A 23,415-nucleotide genomic window follows, 5' to 3' on the forward strand; every position below is an offset into this window, starting at 1 on the left:
GCCTGCGCAGGGGCTTTTTGTTACACAAGCGCATGGCCGCTTCTTCCGGTACCTCTTCGCCCACGCCGTCGCATCCCGCCGAACCGCCGTTCGTGCCGGTGCCGCTCGCGCGCGCGCATGCGCGCTACTGGCGTTTCAACGTCGCGCTGATCGCCGTGCTGATGACGATCGGCTTCGCCGTGTCGTTCGTCGTGCCGCTGTTCGCGCCGGCGCTCGCGCATCTGCGCTTCGCCGGCTTCAGCCTGCCGTTCTACGTCGGCGCGCAGGGCGCGATCCTCGTCTATCTCGCGCTGATCGGCGTCTACATCGTGCTGATGCAGCGCGCCGACCGGATTCTGCGGCGCGACTACGACGCGTATGCGGACGAAGCGAAGCGCAACGAAGCCATTTCGACGGACGCCGACGCATGCTGACGAATCGGCTGGTTCGCGCGTATGCGCTGTACACGATCGGCTTCGCCGCGTTCGTGCTGCTGCTGTGGCGGATCGAGCGCGCGACCGGGCCGGGCGTGTGGATCGGCTATGTGTTCCTGTTCGTGCCGATCGCGGTCTACGCGGTGATCGGGCTGCTGTCGCGGACCTCGGATCTCGTCGAATACTACGTGGCCGGGCGGCGCGTGCCGTCCGCGTTCAACGGCATGGCGACCGCCGCCGACTGGCTGTCCGCTGCCTCGTTCATCGGTCTCGCGGGCTCGCTGTACGCGACCGGCTACGACGCGCTCGCGTACCTGATGGGCTGGACGGGCGGCTTCTGCCTCGTCGCGTTCCTGCTCGCGCCGTATGTGCGCAAGCTCGCGCGCTACACGATTCCCGATTTCCTGGGCACGCGCTTTTCGAGCACGCTCGTCAGGGCGCTCGCGGCGATTGCCGCGATCCTGTGCTCGTTCGTCTACCTGGTCGCGCAGATACAGGGCATCGGCCTCATCGCGACGCGCTTCATCGGCGTCGATTTCTCGATCGGCATCTTCTGCGGCCTCGCGGGGATACTTGTCTGCTCGTTCCTCGGCGGGATGCGCGCGGTCACGTGGACGCAGGTCGCGCAGTACATCATCCTGATCATCGCGTTCCTGCTGCCCGTTTCGCTGATCGCGATGAAGAACGGCCTCGGGCCCGTGCCGCAATTCAATTACGGCCATCTGATGTCGCGTGTCGAAACGCTCGAGACGGAGATACGCGACGCGCCGCAGGAACGGCAGGTGCGCGACGCGTATCGCAGGCAGGCGGCCGAGATCCAGGCGCAGCTCGATCGGCTGCCGGCGTCTTACGAAGATGCGCGCGCGCGGCTCGTGGAAGACGTTGCCGCGCTGCGCCGGCACAACGGGCCGCTGCGCGAGATCAACCTGCGCGAGCGCGAGCTCGCCGAGTTTCCGCGCGATCCGGCGGCGGCGCGGGTCGTGTGGGAGCAGGCGCGCGACGATCTGCTCGCGCGCGCGGCGGACCCGGTGCCGATGCACGAGCCGTTTCCGGCCGCGAGCGACGACGACCGCCGCCCGCGCGAACGAAACTTCCTGGCGCTGCTGCTGTGCCTGTCGCTCGGCACGGCGAGCCTGCCGCACATTCTGACGCGCTACAACACGACGACGTCGGTGGCGTCCGCGCGGCGCTCGGTCGGCTGGACGCTGTTTTTCATCGCGCTGTTCTATTTGACGGTGCCGGTGCTCGCGGTGCTGATCAAGCACGAGATCCTGACGAATCTGGTGGGGCGGCCGTTCGCCGATCTGCCTGCATGGATTACGCAATGGCACCGATTCGAGCCGGGGCTCATCAGCGTCGTCGATCAGTTGCGCGACGGCATGATCCATTGGTCGGAGATCCAGATGCAGCCCGACATCGTCGTGCTTGCGGCGCCGGAGATCGCGGGACTGCCGTATGTCGTGTCGGGGCTGATCGCGGCGGGCGCGCTTGCCGCGGCGCTGTCGACGGCGGACGGACTGTTATTGACGATCGCGAATGCGCTGTCGCACGACGTCTACTACCACATGGTCGCGCCCGACGCGTCGAGCCAGCGGCGCGTGACGATCTCGAAGGTGCTGCTGCTTGGCGTTGCGCTGTTTGCGTCGTATGTCGCGTCGCTGAATACGGGAAAGATTTTGTTCCTGGTCGGGGCGGCGTTCTCGCTCGCCGCGTCGAGCTTCTTTCCGGTGCTCGTGCTTGGCGTGTTCTGGAAGCGCACGACGACGCGTGGCGCGGTGGCCGGGATGGTGACGGGGCTTGGCGTGTGCGTGTACTACATCGTGTCGACGTATCCGTTCTTCACGCAGATCACGGGCTTCGCGGGGCCGAACTGGCTCGGCATCGAGCCGATCAGCTCCGGCGTGTTCGGCGTGCCGGCCGGGTTTGCGATGGCGATCGTCGTGAGCCTGCTGGATCGGCGGCCGGATGCGTATACGAACGCGCTCGTCGACTATATCCGGCATCCGTGACGGGCGGTTTTCGCTGGGACTGGCGGCTTGGTTCCGGAGTTTGCTATACTTGCCGTCTTCCCGGAGAGATGGATGAGTGGTTTAAGTCGCACGCCTGGAAAGCGTGTATAGGTGAAAGCCTATCGGGGGTTCGAATCCCCCTCTCTCCGCCAGTAGGCTATTAAGCGGGATCTTCCGGGATTCTGCGACACACCCTCGAAGCCTTGCAACAGCAGGGTTTCGGGGGTTTTTCTTTTCTTGCCACCTCCCGCTTCAACTCGCACAATCCAACCATCAAACGGGGGTTTCCGCGTGCGCGGTCGCATCGAATCAATTCTCGACGCCGAGAAGGCGTATGGACGGCGCGAAGGTGAGAACCCCGCTCGCTGGCGCGGCCACCTCGACAAACTCCTACCGAAGCAGAACAAGCGAAAGAAAGTGAAGCACCATCCGGCGCTGCCGTGGGGCGAACTGTCGGAGTTCATCCGAAAGCCCGAAGTGCGTGATGCGCGATCCGCGCGCATGCTGCATCTGTTGATTCTCACGTGCGTGCGCACGAACGAGATGCTGATGGCCCGGCCGGAAGAGTTCGATCTGCGCCGTAAGGTCTGGACGATTCCCGGCGACCGCATGAAGATGGGATTGCCGCTGCGCGTGGCACTATAGGACGTAGTGCATAGGCATAAGAAGCGCTTTGAATCCTCCGCCGCGTTGCAGAAATACCCTATCACCATTGACGGCGTGCCCGATAATGGGAAAAGAGCCGCATGAAGAAGGAAGTCAGGCCGCGACGATTCTTCGCCACCGGGCGCGTCTCCCTGAAATTTGCAAGGCGCGAAGTCGAATATTCGTGCAACAGCCGGGCCGACCATCTCGTATCCATGTCCAAACGTGAACGGTCCGTCATCTGAACGTCGTTCGGATCGAGACGTCCGACGTCGCCACAACCTGCGGGGTGTCGAATACAAGTTTCCATCGGCAGTTTCTTGAGACAGATGTATTCAAATGCTATCGAAAAGGGGAACCATATGTATCCGTGGATATGGCTTTGGGCTCCGAATTTTTATTTTCCATTGAGCGGCGCCGTCGACCAGACGATTCAGCCTGATTTGTTCGACACCATCGATCCAGGCGCGGGCAATGGACGGGTCGAGCGGAAAGCATTCCAGGTTGCCTCGTATGGGCGCCAACTCGGGCTGATCACCGAGGTGCTGCTGGACATCGCCAGGAATCAAGGAACGATGTCGGCGGAAGCGAAAGAGTCCGTGAAATACCTCAAGCGCATACAGGGCGAGATCGAGCAAATCAAAAAGGAAGAATCAGAGTCGATCGCCGAGGAAATAAATGCCAGGCTCCTGCAACTGAAGACGCAAAATCCCAAAGAATTTTCACGGCTGCGCACGCAACTCCAGGATATCTTCAAGGAAGACGCCTGATTCCTTATTTCGGCATGCGACGCGGTTCCCAAAGCGGACGCGGTTCAAATTGGATGCTCGACACTTGAACCGGTCCATGTGCCGGTTCCGTTGACCGTGGGAGGCCTGCGTGGCTCGAACCGAGGCGGCCGACGCGGGTTGCGCCCGGGAAGACGCCCGAGCGGCATTCCCGCCCGCTGATCCGCGATGAAAATCTCGGACACGATCTGCGCTCGCGCCTCGCGCCGCACGACGGCATCACACCGCGAATGCGCGATCGAACACGATCCTGTCGTCGAACGCCAGCGTTCCGTTGGCGAAGATCAGATCGAGGTGATGGCTGCCCTGTTCGCCGCCGCCGAGACCGAGATGCAGGCCCGGATGCCGCTCCTCGAAGCCGGCGTTGCGGCCGTACAGCCCCTTGATTCCGAGGTTCGTGCCGATGCCGAACTCCTCGATCTTGCGATGGTTCGCGTGCCGTTCCAGATACGACGCGAAATCGTGGCGAAAGCCAGGATGATCGCTGTCGAAGCCGGCGATCGTGCTGTTCTCGATGCGCAGCGTCGCAAGCCGCTCGGCGACCTTGTATTTGACGGCGAACGGAATGGTGCTGAGAAACGTCCCGCTGAACACGATCGAGCCGTGCAGATCGGTGACGTGCGTCGCGATCTCGCCAGGCACGACGTCGAGGTTGCCCATGCCGTCGACGCTCGTCCATTTCTGATCCGGCTTGAGCGAGCCCGTCAGCAGGTTGCCGGCCTCGTCGATGAAGCGGACCTGCGACGCGCGCGCGGCGGCGTCGATCAGCCGGCCGTTGCGCGCGGCGATGTCGTCGAGCGATTCCGAGAAGGCTTCGTCGAGATGCGGGCCGTAATCCTTGAACAGCACCGACTTGCCCCAGTGCTCGACGATTGCGGGCCGGATTGCCGAAAGGAACGGCGGGCCGCTCGGCAACGGCGTCGGCAGGCACGACGAGTCGTATAGCAGGACGAACAGATCGGAGCGGTCGATCGCCGCGATGATGTCGGCGGGCGGCGTGCTTTCGAGGCAGAGCGTGGTTGCGTCGAGCGATTCGGGCAGTGCGGAAAACGCTTGCAATGCGATATCGCGGTTGCTTGCGTCGTATCCGACCAGCAGATTCGCCGTATCCGAGCGCGCGAGCTTGTCGCGCAGTGCGGGATGAAAGCCGAGTGCGCGGTGCAGGTTCAGCATGCGTGTCTCCGGAAGCGACGGAAGGGCGCGCGCCCTTCCGTCAGATCGAATGGCCTGCTTAGACCGGCCAGAGCGCGGTGCCGAACGGCACCACCGCATCCTCGACCATCATGTCGACGGCTTCAGCATGCGTATCTTCCTGCATCCAGGCGAGCAAATCGATTTGCTGATTTTCCTGCATGTCAATTCTCCAGGTGTTGTGAGCACGAGTTATTCAACATGGAAACATGGCGGCCAGGCCGCCGCTGCTTGCGCGGCATTTCTTGTCAATGCCTTACAAGTGCATTCGATATTACTTGTCGATTTTATTGAATGCAATTGTCGATATTGTTTTTACTTGTCGTGTACTAAACACGGGAGAGGGCACGATGCGTTGCCGGCCGAAAATCGCAATGGCGATTGGAATTGATGTATGAAAGCGAATCCGGCTTCTTAAATAGTGGGAAGGCGAGGAGTGGATTGCATATTGGTGTTTCTGATCTTCGATTCAATTTTTCGAATAATTTCGGGCACCGGAATTCGAGAGATCGCGCAATCGCGCACGCACATCGGCAGGCGGAGACGACGCATTGCGCCGAATCGTCGTCGACGGACGGTCGGCCGCCCGGCACGCCGCCATGTCCTGCCGGTGCTGCGGATACACGGCGTTGACGGGCAGCGGAGCCTGCGCGAACGGTTCGAGCACGGTCACGAGCCGGCCCGCGTCCAGCGCGGCCGCGACGATGAAGTGCGGCAGCAGCGCGACGCCGAGCCCCGCGAGAGCGCGGGCAAGGGCATCGCGCATAGCGAGTTCAACCATTCCGCGGACGAACCGGTGCATTTCCTGCAGATCTGGATATCAGCAGGCGAGCGTGAGCGACGACGAAAAGCGCGGGCGGCTGCGCCTCATCGTGTCGCCGGAGGGGCAGGACGGCTCGCTGAAGATCCGGCAGGACGCGCGGGTCTACGCGGGCCTCTTCGACGGCGACGCGAGCGAGCGGTTCGAACTGCCGCCGCGGCGCTTCGCATATGTGCACGTCGTGCGCGGATCGGTGACGGTCAACGGCGTCGAACTGCGCGAGGGCGACGGCGCGCGGATTCGCGACGAAGCAGCGTTGCAGATCGCGAACGGCAAGCAGGCGGAGGTGCTGCTGTTCGATCTGCGGCCGATCGAAGTCACCGCCGAGTGGGCGTAACGCGGGCACGCGGCGGATGTTCACCGGCGAAGCGATAGAATCCGAATCGTCATATGAAAGTTGGCGGGTCGGCAGGCTCGCCGCTGCCCTTCATGTCGAGCATCGAACTCTACTGCGGCGCCGAAATCGAGCCCGATTCGGAAAAGCGCGTGCTGATCGCGCTTTTCGAGCATCTGGACGCGCGCGGTCTGCCTGCCGTCGTGCTCTCGAACTTCACGATCGGCCGATGCCAGATCGATTTTCTCGTCGGCACCGAATCGACGACGCTGCTGCTCGAGGTCAAGGGTTTTCGCGTGCCCGTCATCGGATTCGTCAACGGCTCATGGTCGAGCGTCTCGCCGGACGGCTCGCTTCGGCGCGAGCGGAACGGCTGGGACCAGGCGCTGAAGAACAAGTATGCGGTGCGGAAACGGCTGGGCGTCGAGATGTCCGGCAGGTGGATTCCCTATCCCAACGCGGCCGTGCTGTTCGAGGCCGGCATCGCGCCCGGCTCGATGTTCGACGAGATGGATCACGAGTGGGTCGCGATTCGCGGAATCGAGCGTCTCGGCGAACTGCTGGCCGCCCGCGCGGGCGAGCCGTGGCCGCTCGATTGGCTGCGCCTGCTCGCCGGCACGCTGAATCTGGATCGCTCGACGCTGCAACTGGCGGTAGCCGGACCGGCGCGGTCGATGGCAGGGCGGCCGCCGTTTGCGGCCGAATCGCCCAGAACATTCGAGCCGTCTGGAGCGGCTGCGCCTGCGCCGTTCGACGCCTCCGCCCCGCCGAACCCGTCCCAGCCGGTCGTCGTGCCGTCGACCGTCCGGACGGACGAAGGGCTGCCTCGCGCGCTGCCGGCAGACGTCGCGCCGGCTCGGCGCGGCGTCGTTCGACGCGCTGCGCCCGCGCCTGCCGTTTGGTCGCCCGCGGCCACAAGCGATGCGCACGCCGCGCGCAACTCGAACGCAGCCGCACGTCCCGGGCTGCCTTCCGTCGCCACGGCGGTGCGGCCCGCCCGCGGCGAGCGGGCGCGCCGCCTGCCGTTGGGCGTCTTCGTACTGTTGAGCGCGGCTGCGTTCGTCTGGCGAAGCGACACGCGCGCTGTCCCGCCGAACGCAACCGCTGTCGCCGCGTCGCAGACGACGACGGTCAAGCCGCCGCGTCCGCATCGCCCGAAAAGGCACGTCGCGTCGAAACCGCGCCGGACGACCGCGCCGGCCGGGACCGATACGGCCCGAGTGGGCGCGGCGGCCGATGTGGCGGCCGTCGCCGAACGGCCGGCGTCCGCTGTCCGATCCGAATCGCCGCCCACGGTCGAATATCCCGTATCCTGCCCGCCAGGCGTCGACCGTCTGGGCTGCAACGGACGCGTGGACCCGGAGTGACAGCCTGGCTGTCCCGCCGGTACGCGATCGACGATCCGATCAACGAAACCGCGCGCATTTGCGATGAGCGGCGGCGAGGCCGCCGCCGCCGATGCGCGATACGCACTGAGGGATTCACGATGAAACTGCTGCTCGTCGGATCGACGGGGCTCGTTGGCCGTCACGTGCTGGACCTGGCGCTCGCCGATCCGCGCGTCGATGGCGTGACGGCGCTCGCGCGCCGCGCGCTGCCCGCGCATCCGAAGCTGCATGCGCCGCGCGTCGATTTCGATCGTCTGCCCGAAGACGCGCCGTGGTGGCGCGCCGACGCGGCGATCTGCACGCTCGGCACGACGATGCGCGCGGCCGGCTCCAGGCCCGCGTTCCGGTTAGTCGATCACGACTATCCGCTCGCGGTTGCGCGCATCGCCCGGCGGCACGGCACGCCGACATACGTGCTCAATTCGGCGCTCGGCGCGGACCCGTCGTCGCGCTTTTTCTACAACCGCGTGAAGGGCGAACTGGAGCGGGATCTGGCGGCCCTCGGGTTCGCATCGTTTACCGCGGTGCGGCCGGGCCTGATCGGCGGGCATCGGGACGAATTCCGCGCCGGCGAGCGAGCCGCCGTGCTTGCATTGACGCTGTTCGGGCCGCTGCTGCCGCGCGGCTGGCGGCTCAATCCGGCGCCGACGATCGCCCGCGCGTTGCTAAACGCGGCGCTGAATCCGGCGCCGGGCGCGCATCTCGTCACGTCCGATCGGCTGACCTGATCGCCGCGCGCGGGTTCGCATGCCGGCGCATCGGGCTCGCTCGCGATTCGCGCCGCTCCCTCAATGGCAATGCTTTCTACGGAGTCTGAATGGACAGTCATATCGCAGCGGTCGAGCTGAAGAAAGCTTACCGGCTCATCAATCATGGCCCGACGGTGCTCGTATCCGCCCGCCACGACGGCGTGGACAACGTGATGGCGGCGGCGTGGGCGTGTGCGCTGGATTTCTCGCCGCCGAAGCTGACGGTGGTGCTCGACAAGGCGACGAAGACGCGCGAATTGATCGAGCGCAGCGGACGCTTCGTCGTCCAGGTGCCGACGGCCGCGCAATTGCAGCTCACGCAGGAAGTCGGCAGCCATAGCCTGTCGAGTCAGCCGGACAAGCTGCGGCGCGCCGGCGTGCGGCTCTTTTCGATCGACGGCCACGACGCGCCGTTCGTCGCGGGCTGCTCGGCGTGGCTCGCGTGCACGCTCGTGCCGGAGCCGCACAACCAGCAGGCGCACGACCTGTTCATCGGCGAGGTTGCCGCCGCATGGTCCGATACGCGCGCGTTCAAGGACGGGCATTGGCAATTCGAACAGGCCGATCCCGCGTGGCGAAGCCTGCATCATGTCGCGGGCGGCCACTTCTATGCGATCGGCGAGCCGCTGTCGGCTCGCGGGGCCGGCGAGCAGGACGCCGAAGCCGCGCTGTAGAGGCGCGCGCCGCGCGCTGCGCTCGACGTCCTCGTCGGCAGTTGGCCGTCTGTCGATCCTCCGACGGCCGATTCGAAACGAATCAGATGCTTCAGCGAGACTGGCTCGGAATGGCGACTCTGAAAAATCCGGATCGCCAGTAGGTCCAGCCGCCCGTCTGAGGCTCGAAAAAACCGTGCAACGGGATTCCGCTGCTGATCGAAAGCGTGACCTTCGTCTCGTCGATCCTGATCGACGCGGGGTTTCCGGAAGTCGGTCCATAGTAGCTCCAGATCAGGGGGTAAACCTTTTCCTGATCGGGCGAGAAGAACAGGCAGACCGGATACGGGATGCATTTCAAATTGTGTTTGAAGATGAGGCTCGTATTGATCGTGTTGTCCGCCGGCCGCCAGTCCGAGTCATAAGCGAAATTGGCGCTGAACGTGGACGGGGATGACGAAATGGCTGATTCGGTATAGGTGATGTCGGTGCTCATCGTGAATTCCTCTTGTTCGCTGGGGGAATCGAATGCGCTATTTCGCGAATGCCGCCGGATGGGGCGAGAGGGTGCGGCGTGCGGCCGGCGCGCGAATGAAAGGAGGCGGCGGGGTACGTATGTTCGCCTCGTCCATGTATGGTTGTGCGCGGAAAGTGTTTTGTCGACTATGAGTTCTGGTAGGGCGGTCAATCGGCCTTCGATCATCGGTCGCAAGACCGGTAACGGCCGGACGGTTTGATTTCTGCTCCGACGCCAGCCGGGGAATCGCGCGCGCAGGCCGGCACGCGTCCTAATACGAATACGCGTCGATCGCCCGCCTGACCTTGCGCAGCGCATCGCGCAGCGTTTGCGGATCGACGGACCCGAGCGCGACGCGGATCGCGTGCGGCACGTGCGCGGACGTCGCGAACGGCTCGGCGGTCGACACCGCCACCCGCTCGCGCATCAGCGCCATCGCGACGCGGTCGGCCCGCGCATCGTCGGCGAGCGGCAGCCACACGAAATACGACGCCGGATGGCGGACGCAGCGCAGCCCCGCGAACGCGCCGGTCGCGATCGCCTGCCGCGCCGCCGCGTCGCGGCGCTTGTCCGCCTCGAGGCGCGCGACCGTCCCGTCGTCGAGCCAGCCGCATGCGATCGCCGTCATCACGCCGGGCGTGTTCCATGTCGTGCCCCGGATCGCGCGCTCGATCGCCGGCATCCATTGCTCGGGCGCCGCGACGAAGCCGACGCGCAGCCCGGTCGCGACGTTCTTCGACAGCCCGGACACGTAGACGGTCGCCTCCGGCGCGAGCGCGGCGATCGGCGCGGGCGGATCGTCGGCGAGGAATGCATACGCGCCGTCCTCGATGATCAGCAGCCCGTGGCGGCGAGCGATCGCGACGAGCCGGCGCCGGCGGCGCGCGCTCATCACCCAGCCGAGCGGATTGTGCAGCGTCGGCATTGCGTACACCGCGCGCACGCGCCGCGTTTCGCAGAGGCGCTCGAGCGCGTCGAGGTCGGGGCCCTGGCCGGACGCCGGAACCGGCGCGAGCTCGAGACGCTGCGCATCGGCGACGACCTTGAAGCCCGGATAAGTGAGCGCGTCGACGGCGACGACGTCGCCGGGCTGCAGCAGCGCCATCGCGGCCACGGCGAGCCCGTGCTGCGCGCCATTGACGATCGCCACGCGCGGCGCGTCGACCGGCAGCCCGCGGCACGCGAGATGGCGGGCGACCGACGTGCGCTCGTGCCATCGTCCGCCGTGCGGCTGATAGCGCAGCAGCGCGTCGAGGTCGCCCGACGACGCAAGCTGCCGCAGCGCACCGCGCAGCAGTTCGGCCTGCTCGGGCAGCGACGGATAGTTGAAGGCGAGATCGACGACGCCGGCGGCGCTCGCGTGCTGGTCGATGCCGAGCCCGCGCGGCAGCGCGGTTTCCCGGACGAACGTGCCGCGGCCGGTCTCGCCGCTCACGAGCCCCATCGCCTCGAGCTCCGCATAGACGCGCGTCGCGGTGACGAGCGCGAGGCCCTCGGCGGCCGCGAGCTTGCGATGCGTCGGCAGACGCGTGCCGGGCGGCAGGCGGCCCGAGCGGATGTCGGCGGCGAGCGTGTCGACGAGGCGTTTGTAGCGGGCGTGGGCCATGCCGATGTATCCATGACAATTATTTGATTGTATCGATTCTCGGACATACGATGCGTCGTTGCAATCGACCCGCGACGGAGACGACGCCATGCATATCGCCATTCTGACTTTCGAAGGCTTCAACGAGCTTGATTCGCTGATCGCGGTCGGCATTCTCAACTGCGTGAAGAAGCCGGGCTGGCGAGTGTCGATCGCGAGCCCGACGCCGCGCGTGCGCTCGATGAACGGCGTCGCGATCGACGCGCAGGCGTCGCTGCGCAACGCGAACGACGCCGACGCGGTGCTCATCGGCAGCGGCACGCGCACGCGCGAAGTCGTGGCCGACGCCGCGCTGCTCGCGCAACTGCGGCTCGATCCGGCCCGGCAGTTGCTGGGCGCGCAGTGCTCGGGCACGCTCGTGCTCGCGAAGCTCGGGCTGCTCGACGGCGTGCCGGCGTGCACCGATCTCACGACGAAGCCGTGGGTGCAGGAGGCCGGCGTCGACGTGCTGAACCGGCCGTTCTTCGCGAACGGCAACGTCGCGACGGCGGGCGGCTGCCTCGCGTCGCATTACCTGGCTGCGTGGGTCATTGCGCGTCTCGACGGGCGGGAAGCGGCGGAGCGCGCGTTGCATTACGTCGCGCCCGTCGGCGAGAAGGAGGCTTACGTGTCGCGGGCGATGGCGCATGTCGTGCCGTATCTGGCCGCTTCGGCGACGGCCGCGTGAGCGAAGGGCGGCGCGCATGTCGGTGCGGTCGACTCGGTCGATCGACGGCGAAGCGATACAATCGTGGTGCGTCGAATGACGAATGCAGAACGTCGAACATGCTGAACGGTTGACTCACGACCGACGACCGACGACCGACGCCACGCCGCATTCCGGCGAAACGCCTCGCGAGCCGCTCGCCCGCCTTCAGGAGACCCATGTTGACTTCCGGCATCGCCCGCCGCGCGCATCGCGGCCCGCAAGCGACAATCGACGAAGCCGCGGCCGCCGCCGCGGGCGGCGTCGCCGCGCGCACGTCGCCCGCGAGGATCTTCGCGTTCAACGGCGACGCCGACGGCCTGTGCGCATTGCAGCAGTTGCGCCTTGCCGAAGGGCCGGGCGGCACGCTGGTGACGGGCGTCAAGCGGGACATCCGATTGCTGGGCCGCGTGTCGGCCGCCGCCGGCGACGAGGTCACGGTCCTCGACGTATCGCACGATCAGAACCGCGCGGACGTCGGGCGGCTGCTCGCGGCGGGCGCGCGGTTGCGCTACTTCGACCATCACTTCGCGGGCGCGTTGCCCGACCATCCGAATTTTCACGCGTACATCGACACCGCCGCCGACGTCTGCACGAGCGCGATCGTCGATCGCTACCTGAACGGACGCCACGCGCGCTGGGCGATCGTCGCGGCGTTCGGCGACGCGCTGCCGCGGCTCGGCGAGACGCTCGCGCGCGCGCATCGCATCGCGCCGGCGGCGCTCGAGCGATACGCGCGGCTCGGTTTGTGCCTGAACTACAACGCGTACGGCGAGCACGTCGACGATCTGCATTTCGATCCCGCCGCATTGGCGGAGATGATGCAGCCGTTCGCGGAGCCGCTCGACTTCATCGACAGCACCGACGTGCTGCGCGTGCTGAGCGACGGCTATGACGCCGACCTGCGCTGCGCGCGCGCGGTGCGCCCGGCGGTGGCCGCGTCGCGCGCGATCATGCTCGTGCTGCCCGCCGAGCGCTGGGCGCGCCGCGTGACCGGCGTGCTTGCGAACGAGCTCGTGCGCGAGCATCCGGCGTGCGCGCTGGCGATTCTGAGTCCGAGGACGGACGGCAGCTACGTCGTCAGCGTGCGCGTGCCGGAGAGCGGCACGATCGGGGCGGACGATTTCTGCCGACGCTTCGAAACGGGCGGCGGACGCAAGCGCGCGGCGGGCGTCAACTCTCTGCCGGCCGATCGGGTCGACGAGTTCGCCGCGCAATTCCGCGCGAGCTTCGACGCGCCCGCCGAAAGCGCGTAAGACGCGCGGGCGGCGGACACGGCCGGCCGCGCGCGTCGCGTCAATTGCCGCTTGCCGCCGAATTCGCTTCCGTCACGTGCGCGCCGCCCGACGTCAGCATCGTGCGCAGCCGCGCGGCGTCGAAGAAGTCGGAATGCCGCCCGGCCGAATCGAGCAGCACCATCACGACATCGCGCCCGTCGATCGTCGTCTGCATCACGAGGCAAATGCCGGACTCCTTGATATAGCCCGTCTTCTGCACGCCGATGTTCCAGTCATCGTCGCGCAGCAGGATGTTCGTGCTGTGGTAGTAGAGCGTGCGCAGGCCCGTGTCGACGTCGTATTTCAGATCGGTCGAATACTGGCGGATCAACGGGTACTGGTAAGCGGCCTCGACCATCTTCACGAGATCGCGTGCGGTCGACACATTGTGTTTCGACAGCCCGGTCGGATTCTCGAAATGCGTGTCGACCATGCCGAGCGATCGCGCCTTCTGGTTCATCGCGTCGACGAATGCGTCGCGGCCGCCCGGATAGTAGCGCGACAGTGCCGCCGCGGCGCGATTCTCGGACGCCATCAGCGCGATGTGGAGCATGTCGTCGCGAGTGAGCGTCGAGCCGATCGCGAGGCGCGAGCCCGTGAACTTGTCCTGATCGCGATCGTCGTCGGTCACTTCGATCGGCTCGTCGAGCGGCGCCTTCGAATCGAGCACGACCATCGCGGTCATCAGCTTCGTCACCGACGCGATCGGCGCGACCGACTGCGAATTCCGGTCGAACAGCGCTTCGCCCGTGTGCTGGTCGACCATGTAGACGATGTTCGACCGGAGTCCGAACAGTCGCGGCATGTCGCGCGGCTCGAACGCGCGGCCGCCGAGCGGCGCGCGCGGCGAGAACGCCACGCGGCGCATGCCGCCCGCCAGCCGGTAGCGGCCGGCCCTCATGTGGTGCGTGGCGAGCGCGTGCCGCGCGAGCGACGCGTGGCCCGGCTGCGGATGAAAACTGGCGGTGCGAATCGAAGCGGCAGCCGCGGGATGCCGCTTCGACACGGGCGATTTCGCCTGCGCGCCGAACGACGGAACGGCGAGTACGGATGCGAGGACGATCGGCAACACCGTTCGTTTCGACATACGAAGTACGAATCCACACATCGCTTTCAACGAGGAAAACGGTGTCGCTTTCATGGCGCCCCTGTTTTTGGATGCCGGCTTTGGAACGATTATAGTAACGGCCTATTACGGTAGCAATTACAGTGACATAGGGAATATTCCTCATCCAAATTATTTAATTTGAAACGATCGTTTTGCATTCCTGTCGGATGAGGAAATTCACGCCGCGGGAAGGTCGCGCGACGAAGCGCGCCGCGCCCCTGGCGCACTTCGTTCTGGAATCGATCCCGCCCGGCAGCCGGGATTCCCGCACCGTTTTCCCGGTCCTGTTTCCGATGCGCGCGTCGGCTGCGCGCGCACGAAATATGCGAGACGATGCCGATTGATCCAACGCAATGGCGGGTGCCGCGCGCGGCCTATGCTGGGCTTGTCGTGCCGGGCGTCGAGCGAGCGCAGCGCGATGCCGGGAGCCGGCGTGCGCGGCCGCCGGCGTCCGCGCACGGCCCAAGATGAAAGCGCGCGATGCACGCGCGGCCGCGCATCGCGCCGGTCCGCGCCGCCGTCCATGTGACGGGAGGTCGACCATGCCGATCCACAATGCCGATTTCGCGGCGGTCTTCGCGGAGATCGCCGACTTGCTCGAGATACAGGGCGCCAATCCGTTTCGCGTGCGCGCGTACCGCAACGCGTCGCGCACGGTCGGCGGGCTCGGCCGCGACATCGGCGCGATGATCGCCGACGGCAGGAGCCTCGACGACATCCCGACGATCGGCTCCGATCTCGCCAACAAGCTGCGCGAGATCGCGACGACCGGCACCTGCGAGCTGCAGCAGCAACTGCGCCGGGCGCTTTCGCCCGCGATCGTCGAACTGCTCGGCGTGCCTGGGCTCGGCGCGAAGCGCGTGCGCGCGCTGCACGACGCGCTGCATGTCGAGACGCTCGAGCAATTGAAGGACGCGGCCGAGAACGGCAAGATCCGCGGGCTGCCCGGCTTCGGCGAGAAAACCGAGGCGCACATCGCGGAGGCGATCGGCGCGCGGCTGCGGCGCAAGTCGCAGCGGTTCCTGCTGTCGTTCGCGACGCAATACCTGACGCCGCTCCTCACCTATCTGCGCGAGACGCCGTGCGTGTCCGAGGCGGTCGCGGCCGGCAGCTTCCGCAGGCGGCGCGAGACCGTCGGCGATCTCGACATCGTCGTTACGTCGAGCGATCCGGCGAAGGTGTCGGCGCGCTTCGTCGCGTACGACGAAGTCGCGCGCGTGCTCGCGAGCGGCGACACGCGCTCGAGCATCGTGCTTCGCTGCGGCATTCAGGTCGATCTGCGCGTCGTGTCGCCGGTGTCGCTCGGCGCGGCGCTCGTCTACTTCACCGGATCGAAGGCGCACAACATCGCGATGCGGCGCATCGCGCAGGCACGCGACCTGAAGATCAACGAATACGGCGTGTTCAACGGCGAGCGGCGCATCGCCGGCGCGACCGAGGAATCGGTCTACGCATCGATCGGCCTCGCCTGGGTGCCGCCCGAACTGCGCGAGAACCAGGGCGAGATCGAAGCCGCGCGCGAGGGCCGGCTGCCGACGCTCGTCGAGCGCAAGCATTTGCGCGGCGACCTGCATGCGCACACGAACGCGACCGACGGGCGCGACAGCCTGCACGACATGGCGCTCGAGGCGCGCAAGCGCGGCCTCGACTATCTGGCGATCACCGATCATTCGCGCCGGCTCGGCGTCGCGCACGGTCTCGACGCGGACCGTCTCGCCAGACAAATCGACGAGATCGACCGGTTGAACGAAACGCTCGACGGCATCGTGCTCCTGAAGGGGATCGAGGTCGACATCCTCGAGGACGGCCGCCTCGATCTGCCCGACGGCGTGCTCGCGCGGCTCGATCTCGTGGTCGGCGCGGTTCACAGCCATTTCGATCTGTCGCGCGCCGCGCAGACCGCGCGCGTGCTGCGCGCGATGGACCATCCGTATTTCACGATCCTCGCGCATCCGTCGGGGCGGCTGCTCGGCGAGCGCGACGCATACGACATCGATCTCGCCCGCGTGATCGAGCATGCGCGCGCACGCGGCTGCCATCTGGAGCTGAACGCGCAGCCGCAACGGCTGGATCTCGCCGACGTCTGGTGCCGGCAAGCGGCCGAGGCCGGCGTGCTCGTGTCGATCGATTCGGATGCGCACCGTCGCGAGGATCTGGGCCATCTCGGGATCGGCGTCGATCAGGCGCGGCGCGGCTGGCTGACGAAGGAGCAGGTGCTCAACACGCGCACGCTCGCGCAGTTGCGGCCGCTGCTCGCGCAGACGATGGGGGGCGGTGCGGCGTCGTCCGCGGGCGGTCCGGCCAAGCGTGCGCAGGCCAAGCGGACGGCCGTGCGCGGCACTGATGACGGCGGCGCGCGCCGCACGAAGAAGAACGCGCGCGGGGCGGCCTGAGCGCGCCGCCACGGCAGTCGCAAGTCAGCCGCCGGTTGATTCGCGCGCTGCGGCTCGCGGCGTTCAAGCCGCCATCGACGAATGCGGATGCATTCATCCGACCATTGCGGCGCTTCGGCGCCGTGTTGCGAATCGAATCGCTCGTGTTGCTCGGCGTGGTTGCGGCGGCTGCGGTGCTCGCGTCGAGCGCGCTGCCGGGCGCGCTCTGAAAGCCGGAAAACAGCAGACAGACAGCAGACAAACAGCAGACGAAACCGCGATTGCGGCATGCACGTTGTCATCGATCATCGATCGGCAATCGATCTGTCGAACAGCACTTCAGACGACGCCCATGCGTGCCGTATACCGGGCTAACGGTGACGGATGGCAATGCGAAGCGTGCGTTCCAACCATACAGATGCATGACGGGAGCACGATCAATTTTCATACGATTGGCTCGCGTCATCGAACGCGCCTTCGCGATGTCGTCAACCGAGCCGTTCACCTCCCCACTGTTACCTGCGTCTGCATCATGAAACTCTTCTACGACATGAAGATCGGCGCCCGGCTGATCGTGCTGATCCTTGCCGCGCTCACCGCGCTGTGCGCCATCACCGGCTTCGGCATCTACGAAAGCCGCCGCGTCTACACGGCCGCCAGCTATTCGACGGTCAACACCGTGCCGAGCTTCGTCGTGCTCGACGATGCGCAGCGCGCTTTCGATTCGATGCTGCTGCTCGTGAATCAGCACGCGTTCTCGACAAACGCCGATCAAACCAGGGATCTCGAACAGAAGATCGCGCAGGAGCGGCGCAATGTGGACAACCAGTTCTCGAAGTACGACGCGCTGCTATCCAACGACAAGGACAAGGAATTGCTCGCGGCGGATCGCGCGCTGATGAGCCAGTTCGACACGATGCGCGACAACGTGCTCGCGCTGTCGCGCGACGGCAAGAAACAGGAAGCGGGCGAGCTGATGGGCACGCGGATGACCGAACTCGCGCAGCAGGTGAACACGGCGCTCGCCGCGCACCGCGCGTTCAATGTCGATCTCGGACAGGCGGGATCGAACGAAGCGAAGGACATCATCGATCGCGCGGTGACGCTCGAGGCGTCGGCGGCCGCCGTCGTGCTCGCGGTCGTGCTATGGCTCGGCGTGCTGATCTCGCGTTCGATCACGAAGCCGATGGGCGACGCGGTGAAGTTCGCGCGCACCGTGGCCGACGGCGACCTGACGGCGCACATCGACGCGACGTCGAAGGACGAGACGGGGCAGTTGCTGAAGGCGCTCGGAGACATGAACGACAGCCTGAAGGGCATCGTCGAGCGCGTGCGGATGGGCAGCGACGCGGTGGCGACCGCGTCCGGGCAGATCGCGGCCGGCAACCTCGATCTGTCGTCGCGGACCGAGGAGCAGGCGGCGTCGCTGCAGGAGACCGCGTCGAGCATGGAAGAGCTCACGTCGACCGTCCGGCAGAACGCGGAAAACGCCCAGCAGGCGAGCGGGCTCGCGTCGAATGCATCGGACGTCGCGCTGCGCGGCAGCACGGTCGTCGGCCAGGTCGTCGATACGATGAGCGATATCAGCGAGCGTTCGTCGAAGATCGCGGAAATCATCGGCATCATCGAAGGCATCGCGTTCCAGACCAACATCCTCGCGCTGAACGCGGCCGTCGAGGCGGCGCGCGCGGGCGAGCAGGGCCGCGGCTTCGCGGTCGTCGCGGGCGAGGTGCGCGGGCTCGCGCAGCGTTCGTCGAGCGCGGCGAAGGAGATCAAGGAGCTCATCAGCGCATCGGTGCAGAAGATTCGCGACGGCTCCACGCTCGCCGGCGAAGCGGGCAGGACGATGACCGAGGTCACGCAGGCGGTGGCGCGCGTGACCGACATCATGGGCGAGATCGCGGCGGCGTCGGCCGAGCAGAGCCGCGGCATCGAACAGGTCAATCTCGCGATCACGCAGATGGACGAAGTCACGCAGCAGAACGCCGCGCTCGTCGAGGAGGCGGCGGCCGCTTCGCATTCGCTCGAGGAGCAGGGGCGCGAGCTGAAGCAGGCGGTCGCGTTCTTCCGGCTCGATGGCCTCGCGGCCGGCTCGCCGGCGGAGCCGGTGACACCGCCGCATCGGGCCGCGCCGCCGGCGCGCGCGGCGGCGAAGACGCCGGCGGCACGGGCCGCGCACGCGGCGCGCACGCTCGACGTCGCGAAGCCGGCCGCGTCCGCCGCCGTTGCCGCAGCGCCGGCGCCAGCCGCATCGGCTTCGCGCGCGACGGTGGCGGCGGATGCGAACGCGGACTGGGAAACGTTCTGAGCGCCGGATGACGGCGCGCGATCGCCGCGCAACGTCATCGGCCGCGGCATTCGTCAGGTTTCCCGAACGCCGGCGCGCCCCGCATCGTCACAGCAGATCGCGCAACCGGTACCACGCCATCGCGAGCACGAGCGCCGGCATCCTGAGCGCCGCGCCGCCCGGAAAATCGCGATGGCGGATCTTGCCGAACACGTCGAAGCGCGCGGCCTGTCCGTCGATCGCCTCGGCAATCAGCTTGCCCGCGAGCCCCGTCGTGTTCACGCCGTGCCCGGAGAAGCCCTGCGCGAAATAGACGGTCGGCGACAGCCGGCCGAAGTGCGGCGCACGGTTCATCGTGATGTCGACGAAGCCGCCCCACGCATGGTCGACCTTCGCGTCGGCGAGCTGCGGGAAGGTCTTCAGCATGTCGCGGCGCATCGCGTCGGCGAGGTCGCGCGGCTCGAGCGTCGAATAGCTGACCTTGCCGCCCCATAGCAGGCGTGTATCGGGCGTGGGGCGGAAGTAGTCGAGCGCGAAGCGGCTGTCGCAGATCGCGGCCTGCGCGGGCATCAACGCGTGCGCGCGCGCTTCGCCGAGCGGCTCGGTCGCGATCACGTAGGTGCCGACCGGCATGATCTTGCGCGACAGCGCGGGTGCGAGCGCACCGAGAAACGCGTTGCATGCGAGCACGACGAATTTCGCGCGGACCGCGCCGCGCGCGGTCGACACGACGTGCCCGCCGGCTTCGTTCGCGATGCGCGTGACGGCGCTGTCCTCGTAGATGCGCGCGCCGCTTTCGACGGCCGCGCGCGCGAGCCCGAGCGTGTAGTTGAGCGGATGCAGATGGCCGCTGTCCGGATCGAAGAGCCCGCCGAGATAGCGGCTCGACTGCACGTATTGCGCGAGCGCGTCGCGCTCGACGTAGCGCAAGCGCTTGTAGCCGAAGCGGCGCGCCGCTTCGTCGCGCGAGCGGCGCAGCGCATCGACGTCGCGCGGCTTGTTCGCGGCGGTCAGATAGCCGGGCATCAGCGCGCAGTCGATCGCATGCTTCGCAATCCTTTCCTTGACGATCGACAGCGTCTCGAGCCCCATGTCCCAGATCAGCCGGATTTCGTCGGCGTTCAGATACGGCTCGAAGGCGTCGATTCCGCATGCGAAGCCGCCGATCAACTGGCCACCGTTGCGCCCGCTCGCCGCCCATCCGACCTTCGACGCCTCGACGACCGCGACCGAATGGCCGCGCTCGGCGAGATTGAGCGCGGCCGACACGCCGGTCAGGCCCGCGCCGATCACGCAGACGTCGGCGTCGATCGTGCCTTCCAGCGGCGGATGACGGGTGGTGTCGTTGACGGTCGCCGCGTAGTACGACGGGGCGTGCGGTTGGTTGATGAACTCGAGCATGGCGTATGGATCGATGGGTTGGTGGGTGGGCCGGCGGTGCCGCGCTCGCGGGCGAGCCCGCGCGTTCAGAACAGCAGCTCGCGCGCGCGGTGATACAGCATGCCGAGCGCGAGCGCGGGCTGCCGCCACGCGGGGCCGCCGGGAAAGCGTCGGTGTCGCAGCCGCGCGAACAGATCGAACGCGCGCGCGTCGCCCGCGATCGCGTGCGCGACGATGCGGCCCGCGATGCCGGTCAGCGCGACGCCGTGGCCGCTGAAGCCCTGGAGATAGAAGTAGTTCGGATCGATCGCGCCGAAATCCGGCGCGCGGTTGCGGGTCACGTCGACGAAGCCGCCCCATGCGAATTCGATGCGCACGTCGGCGAGCTGCGGGAACGCGCCGATCATCCGGCTGCGTATCGCGCCGACGAGCGCGTCGGGCGACGCGCCCGCCGAGCTCGCGCGGCCGCCGAACAGCATCCGGTGGTCGGCGGACAGCCGGAAGTAATCGAGAAAGAAGTTGTTGTCGCAGACCGCGTCGCGCCGGGAGATCAGCGCGTTCGCGCGGTCGGCGCCGAGCGCCTCGGTCGCGACGATGTACGACGCGACGGGCGCGATGCGCGCGGCCGCCGCGGCGGGCAGCACGCCGCCCGGGCCCGCGTTGCAGCACGCGACGACGTAGCGGCAGCGCACCTCGCCCGACGGCGTGCGCACGACGGGCCGCGCGCCGCGCGCGACTTCGAGTGCGGGCGTGTGCGAGAACAGCCGCGCACCTTCGCGCCGCGCCGCGTCGGCGAGACCGATGCAGTATTTGAGCGGATGCAGATGCCCGGACAGCGGATCGTGGACGCCGGCGACATAGCGCGGCGACGCGATGCGCGCGCGAACCGCGTGCGCATCGAGCCATTCGAGCGACGGATGTCCCCAGCGCGACGTCGCGCTATCCATCCACTGCCGCAGCTCCGGCACGCGGCGCGGATGCGTCGCGACGGTCAGATAGCCGCGCGTGAGGTCGCAGTCGATGCCGTAGCGCGCGATGCGCTCGTCGACGAGCGCGAGCGCCTCGAGCGACAGCGCCCATGCTTCGCGCGCGCCTTCGATGCCGAGCTGGCGCTCGATTTCGCCGTCCTTCGCGAAGCCCGCGATCAACTGCCCGCCGTTGCGGCCGGACGCGCCCCAGCCAGGCCGGTATGCGTCGAGCACGGCGACCGACAGGCCGCGCGCGCGGCAGTCGAGCGCAGTCGACAGGCCGGCGAATCCGGCGCCGATCACGCAGACGTCGACGTCGAGCGCATCGTCGAGCACCGGGTCGTCGGCCGGGCGGCGGATGGTGGCTTCGTAGTATGAGCGGCGGGCGAGCGCGTCGGCGCGGCGGGCGAAGGTGTCGATCATGGGCAAAACGCGAAAGTCGTTCGGCATGCACGCGTCGCGACGTCGTGCAGTCGCGGCGCGTGATGCTTCAGAGAAAGGTTGTGGCGCAAACGCACGCGCGTCGCGCCATTGACGTCAGAACGAGTAGATGAACTGCGTCGCAAGCAGATCGTTGGACTTGCTGTACGAGCCGTCGTTCCGCAGGAACACCTTGTTGTTCGCCCAGTCGTGCCGGTATTCGACCTTCACGGTGATCTGCTGCGTCGGGTAGAACAGCAGGTCGAGCGCGACGTCCTGCCGGTTCGCGCCCTTGCACTCGAAGCCGAGGCCGCCGTTCGCCTTCGATGTCGCGAGGCAGTCCGCATCGATGCCGAAGCCGTCTGCGGTATCCATCCCGTTGCCGTTGAGCGCGACCCCGCCGCCGCCGCCCCCGTTCTTGCTGTTCGCGAGGAAGTCGTAGCGCAGCGTCGCGCCCATCCGGCCGAGCACCGGCACGTTGAACTTGCGGTGCGCGAGCAGCGACAAGCCGTACCACTGCGCGCGGCCGCCGTTGAACGCGGCGTGCTGCTGCTGGCCGTAGTCGATTTCCGCGTTGTACTGAATGTCGGCGAGCGTGTATGTCGCATCCGCTTCGGCGAAGAAGAACGTGCCGTACGGGCTCGACGACTGGCCGCCCGGACCGTAGACGACCGCGCCCGACTGCGTCGTCGCGCTGCCGAGCGTCTGCCGCCCGATGTTGAACGAGCCGCCGAGATCGAGCGCGCTCGACCACGTGTAGTCGACGCGCGCGGTGAACGTCGGCACCTTGTTGCTCGTCGTGATCGGGTCGCCGAGCGCATTCGTGCCCGTCTGCGTGACCGAGCCGTACGTGCGGTACTGCTCGTTGCCGAGCAGGAACTTCCACGCCCAGTTGCCCTTCGTGTAGTTCGCGCCGACGCCGATGTAGCTGCCCGGATCGGAGAAGTCGTACAGCAGGTTGTGCGTGAGCGTGAGCATCTGGTTCGACTGCTGCACCTCGTAGCCGCCGAAGCTCGGCATGAGGCCCGCGACGAGCGTCGTGGTCGCGCTGAGCGGCACGTTGACGACGGCGGTGTTGAGGATGTTGTTGCCGATGTTGCCGCGCGAGTTCTGCAGGAGCGTGATGCCGTTGCCGCGATTCGGCATCAGCGTGATCTCGGCCGACGGCGCCATCGGGCCGACGCCGAACGTCTTCTTGATGTCGAGGTAGAGGTCGCCGAATGTGCTGTTGAAGTAGTTGTAGTTGCTCTCGTGGTTCGCGAACAGGAACGACGACGTGCCCGCCGCGCGGTTGAACACGTAGGTCGGATCGATGTAGCCCGTCACCGAGAGGCCCGCGATCGGCCCGGTGTTCGCCGCGTCGGTCAGCGAATCGACCTTCAGTTGCTGATTCGCGATCTGCTGCTTCATCTGCGTGACGTCGTCGTTCGTCAGCGTCGCAGGCGCGCGGCCGTAGTCCGGCGACGATTCGTCGACGGGCGCCGCGGCGGCCGCCGCGGTTGCCGCCCCCGTGCCCGCAGCGGCGCCGCCGCCCGTCGCGCCGTGCTGCGAAGCGAGCGCGGCGCGCAGCTCCTTCATCTGCGCCTGCAGCGCGTTCAACTGCGCCTGCAGCGCCTTGATCTGCGCACTCGTCGACGCGGCGCCCGCGAAGCCGGGCAGCGACCCGGCCACGAGCAGACAGATTAACTTCTTCTTCATGCGATTCTCCTGGGTGTCGTATTGCGAGGGACTTCGATTCGATGCGCGTTCGGGCGAGCGGGGCGTCG

20 protein-coding genes, 1 tRNA gene and 3 pseudogenes are annotated in these 23,415 nt (G+C 67.1%); 15 read left to right on the plus strand and 9 right to left on the minus strand.

The window, feature by feature from the left end; genetic code table 11:
- The first annotated feature begins 32 nt into the window (after window positions 1-32).
- The 6 genes from WS92_RS05170 to WS92_RS05190 all read left to right on the plus strand — a co-directional run bounded on the left by WS92_RS05170 (window position 33) and on the right by WS92_RS05190 (window position 3,837).
- A complete protein-coding gene (locus tag WS92_RS05170; RefSeq protein WP_015603650.1) occupies window positions 33-413 on the plus strand; it encodes a DUF4212 domain-containing protein in 381 nt (126 codons plus the stop codon).
- Window positions 407-2,422 (plus strand): VC_2705 family sodium/solute symporter, encoded by a 2,016-nt coding sequence (locus WS92_RS05175; protein WP_015603112.1) that lies wholly within the window; start codon window positions 407-409, stop codon window positions 2,420-2,422. The genes WS92_RS05170 and WS92_RS05175 overlap by 7 nt, the downstream gene beginning before the upstream one ends.
- 62 nt (window positions 2,423-2,484) lie before the next feature.
- Window positions 2,485-2,574 (plus strand) — tRNA-Ser (locus WS92_RS05180).
- Between the two features lie 139 nt (window positions 2,575-2,713).
- Window positions 2,714-3,067 carry a site-specific integrase gene (locus WS92_RS05185; protein ID WP_059934830.1) on the plus strand — a complete coding sequence of 118 codons (354 nt, stop codon included), beginning with the start codon at window positions 2,714-2,716 and terminating at the stop codon, window positions 3,065-3,067.
- Between the two features lie 101 nt (window positions 3,068-3,168).
- Complete coding sequence (locus tag WS92_RS35560) at window positions 3,169-3,312, plus strand: hypothetical protein (RefSeq protein ID WP_156443025.1); 144 nt, start codon at window positions 3,169-3,171, stop codon at window positions 3,310-3,312.
- Between the two features lie 117 nt (window positions 3,313-3,429).
- Window positions 3,430-3,837: a hypothetical protein gene (locus WS92_RS05190; protein WP_059934829.1), complete on the plus strand. Its 408-nt coding sequence runs from the start codon at window positions 3,430-3,432 to the stop codon at window positions 3,835-3,837.
- A gap of 237 nt (window positions 3,838-4,074) precedes the next feature.
- On the opposite strand, the gene WS92_RS05195 is transcribed toward WS92_RS05190, so the two are convergent.
- The 3 genes and pseudogenes from WS92_RS05195 to WS92_RS36360 form a co-directional block, all read right to left on the minus strand.
- Entirely contained in the window at window positions 4,075-5,028 is a 954-nt protein-coding gene (locus WS92_RS05195) for a hypothetical protein (RefSeq protein ID WP_059934828.1), read from the minus strand.
- A 58-nt stretch (window positions 5,029-5,086) separates the two neighbouring features.
- Window positions 5,087-5,209, minus strand: coding sequence for a hypothetical protein (locus tag WS92_RS36955; RefSeq protein WP_009893885.1), 123 nt, complete (start codon window positions 5,207-5,209; stop codon window positions 5,087-5,089).
- A gap of 423 nt (window positions 5,210-5,632) precedes the next feature.
- Window positions 5,633-5,812 (minus strand): annotated as a pseudogene (locus WS92_RS36360) (LysR substrate-binding domain-containing protein); the annotation flags it as partial.
- Here WS92_RS36360 and WS92_RS05205 point away from each other — a divergent pair.
- The 4 genes and pseudogenes from WS92_RS05205 to WS92_RS05220 all read left to right on the plus strand — a co-directional run.
- A pseudogene (locus WS92_RS05205) lies at window positions 5,789-6,203 on the plus strand (quercetin 2,3-dioxygenase); the annotation flags it as partial. The pseudogenes WS92_RS36360 and WS92_RS05205 sit on opposite strands and share 24 nt — an antisense overlap.
- Before the next feature lie 53 nt (window positions 6,204-6,256).
- Window positions 6,257-7,567: an NERD domain-containing protein gene (locus WS92_RS36365; RefSeq protein WP_059934826.1), complete on the plus strand. Its 1,311-nt coding sequence runs from the start codon at window positions 6,257-6,259 to the stop codon at window positions 7,565-7,567.
- A 119-nt stretch (window positions 7,568-7,686) separates the two neighbouring features.
- Complete coding sequence (locus tag WS92_RS05215) at window positions 7,687-8,316, plus strand: Rossmann-fold NAD(P)-binding domain-containing protein (RefSeq protein ID WP_059934825.1); 630 nt, start codon at window positions 7,687-7,689, stop codon at window positions 8,314-8,316.
- Window positions 8,317-8,405: 89 nt separating this feature from the next.
- Window positions 8,406-9,011, plus strand: coding sequence for a flavin reductase family protein (locus tag WS92_RS05220; RefSeq protein ID WP_059934824.1), 606 nt, complete (start codon window positions 8,406-8,408; stop codon window positions 9,009-9,011).
- A 91-nt stretch (window positions 9,012-9,102) separates the two neighbouring features.
- On the opposite strand, the gene WS92_RS05225 is transcribed toward WS92_RS05220, so the two are convergent.
- Window positions 9,103-9,486 (minus strand): hypothetical protein, encoded by a 384-nt coding sequence (locus WS92_RS05225; RefSeq protein ID WP_006028513.1) that lies wholly within the window; start codon window positions 9,484-9,486, stop codon window positions 9,103-9,105.
- A 292-nt stretch (window positions 9,487-9,778) separates the two neighbouring features.
- The gene (locus WS92_RS05230) at window positions 9,779-11,113 is read right to left on the minus strand and encodes an aminotransferase-like domain-containing protein (RefSeq protein WP_059934823.1); all 1,335 of its coding nucleotides are present in this window, start codon (window positions 11,111-11,113) and stop codon (window positions 9,779-9,781) included.
- Between the two features lie 88 nt (window positions 11,114-11,201).
- Between WS92_RS05230 and WS92_RS05235 the strand changes: the two genes are divergently transcribed.
- Complete coding sequence (locus WS92_RS05235; protein ID WP_059934822.1) at window positions 11,202-11,819, plus strand: DJ-1/PfpI family protein; 618 nt, start codon at window positions 11,202-11,204, stop codon at window positions 11,817-11,819.
- 197 nt (window positions 11,820-12,016) lie between these two features.
- Complete coding sequence (locus WS92_RS05240; protein WP_059934821.1) at window positions 12,017-13,093, plus strand: DHH family phosphoesterase; 1,077 nt, start codon at window positions 12,017-12,019, stop codon at window positions 13,091-13,093.
- 40 nt (window positions 13,094-13,133) lie between these two features.
- On the opposite strand, the gene WS92_RS05245 is transcribed toward WS92_RS05240, so the two are convergent.
- Window positions 13,134-14,222 (minus strand): serine hydrolase, encoded by a 1,089-nt coding sequence (locus WS92_RS05245; RefSeq protein ID WP_059934820.1) that lies wholly within the window; start codon window positions 14,220-14,222, stop codon window positions 13,134-13,136.
- 542 nt (window positions 14,223-14,764) lie between these two features.
- Here WS92_RS05245 and polX point away from each other — a divergent pair.
- The 3 genes and pseudogenes from polX (at window position 14,765) to WS92_RS05255 (ending at window position 18,902) form a co-directional block, all read left to right on the plus strand.
- Window positions 14,765-16,615: a DNA polymerase/3'-5' exonuclease PolX gene (polX, locus tag WS92_RS05250; protein WP_059934819.1), complete on the plus strand. Its 1,851-nt coding sequence runs from the start codon at window positions 14,765-14,767 to the stop codon at window positions 16,613-16,615.
- A 53-nt stretch (window positions 16,616-16,668) separates the two neighbouring features.
- Window positions 16,669-16,824: pseudogene (locus tag WS92_RS34275) on the plus strand (copper resistance protein CopD); the annotation flags it as partial.
- Window positions 16,825-17,126: 302 nt separating this feature from the next.
- A complete protein-coding gene (locus WS92_RS05255; RefSeq protein WP_015603278.1) occupies window positions 17,127-18,902 on the plus strand; it encodes a methyl-accepting chemotaxis protein in 1,776 nt (591 codons plus the stop codon).
- An 87-nt stretch (window positions 18,903-18,989) separates the two neighbouring features.
- Here WS92_RS05255 and WS92_RS05260 read toward each other — a convergent pair whose 3' ends face one another.
- From WS92_RS05260 to WS92_RS05270, 3 genes are all read right to left on the minus strand, one after another.
- Entirely contained in the window at window positions 18,990-20,282 is a 1,293-nt protein-coding gene (locus WS92_RS05260; protein WP_059934818.1) for an NAD(P)/FAD-dependent oxidoreductase, read from the minus strand.
- Between the two features lie 65 nt (window positions 20,283-20,347).
- Entirely contained in the window at window positions 20,348-21,652 is a 1,305-nt protein-coding gene (locus tag WS92_RS05265) for an NAD(P)/FAD-dependent oxidoreductase (protein WP_059934817.1), read from the minus strand.
- Window positions 21,653-21,766: 114 nt separating this feature from the next.
- Window positions 21,767-23,347, minus strand: coding sequence for a DUF3138 family protein (locus tag WS92_RS05270; RefSeq protein WP_015603040.1), 1,581 nt, complete (start codon window positions 23,345-23,347; stop codon window positions 21,767-21,769).
- Window positions 23,348-23,415 lie beyond the last annotated feature (68 nt).

This window comes from Burkholderia sp. MSMB1588, from assembly GCF_001546925.1.
Taxonomy (GTDB): domain Bacteria; phylum Pseudomonadota; class Gammaproteobacteria; order Burkholderiales; family Burkholderiaceae; genus Burkholderia; species Burkholderia humptydooensis.

Excerpts from the sequence above, each read along its gene's own strand:
- WS92_RS05255 (WP_015603278.1), top strand. The coding sequence starts at position 17,127 with ATGAAACTCTTCTACGACATGAAGATCGGCGCCCGGCTGATCGTGCTG.
- WS92_RS35560 (WP_156443025.1), top strand. The coding sequence starts at position 3,169 with ATGAAGAAGGAAGTCAGGCCGCGACGATTCTTCGCCACCGGGCGCGTC.
- WS92_RS05220 (WP_059934824.1), top strand. The coding sequence starts at position 8,406 with ATGGACAGTCATATCGCAGCGGTCGAGCTGAAGAAAGCTTACCGGCTC.
- WS92_RS05270 (WP_015603040.1), bottom strand. The coding sequence starts at position 23,347 with ATGAAGAAGAAGTTAATCTGTCTGCTCGTGGCCGGGTCGCTGCCCGGC.
- WS92_RS05170 (WP_015603650.1), top strand. The coding sequence starts at position 33 with ATGGCCGCTTCTTCCGGTACCTCTTCGCCCACGCCGTCGCATCCCGCC.
- WS92_RS05215 (WP_059934825.1), top strand. The coding sequence starts at position 7,687 with ATGAAACTGCTGCTCGTCGGATCGACGGGGCTCGTTGGCCGTCACGTG.
- WS92_RS05195 (WP_059934828.1), bottom strand. The coding sequence starts at position 5,028 with ATGCTGAACCTGCACCGCGCACTCGGCTTTCATCCCGCACTGCGCGAC.
- WS92_RS05230 (WP_059934823.1), bottom strand. The coding sequence starts at position 11,113 with ATGGCCCACGCCCGCTACAAACGCCTCGTCGACACGCTCGCCGCCGAC.
- WS92_RS05235 (WP_059934822.1), top strand. The coding sequence starts at position 11,202 with ATGCATATCGCCATTCTGACTTTCGAAGGCTTCAACGAGCTTGATTCG.
- WS92_RS05190 (WP_059934829.1), top strand. The coding sequence starts at position 3,430 with ATGTATCCGTGGATATGGCTTTGGGCTCCGAATTTTTATTTTCCATTG.
- WS92_RS36365 (WP_059934826.1), top strand. The coding sequence starts at position 6,257 with ATGAAAGTTGGCGGGTCGGCAGGCTCGCCGCTGCCCTTCATGTCGAGC.
- WS92_RS05265 (WP_059934817.1), bottom strand. The coding sequence starts at position 21,652 with ATGATCGACACCTTCGCCCGCCGCGCCGACGCGCTCGCCCGCCGCTCA.
- WS92_RS05245 (WP_059934820.1), bottom strand. The coding sequence starts at position 14,222 with ATGTGTGGATTCGTACTTCGTATGTCGAAACGAACGGTGTTGCCGATC.
- WS92_RS36955 (WP_009893885.1), bottom strand. The coding sequence starts at position 5,209 with ATGCAGGAAAATCAGCAAATCGATTTGCTCGCCTGGATGCAGGAAGAT.
- polX (WP_059934819.1), top strand. The coding sequence starts at position 14,765 with ATGCCGATCCACAATGCCGATTTCGCGGCGGTCTTCGCGGAGATCGCC.
- WS92_RS05225 (WP_006028513.1), bottom strand. The coding sequence starts at position 9,486 with ATGAGCACCGACATCACCTATACCGAATCAGCCATTTCGTCATCCCCG.
- WS92_RS05240 (WP_059934821.1), top strand. The coding sequence starts at position 12,017 with ATGTTGACTTCCGGCATCGCCCGCCGCGCGCATCGCGGCCCGCAAGCG.
- WS92_RS05260 (WP_059934818.1), bottom strand. The coding sequence starts at position 20,282 with ATGCTCGAGTTCATCAACCAACCGCACGCCCCGTCGTACTACGCGGCG.
- WS92_RS05175 (WP_015603112.1), top strand. The coding sequence starts at position 407 with ATGCTGACGAATCGGCTGGTTCGCGCGTATGCGCTGTACACGATCGGC.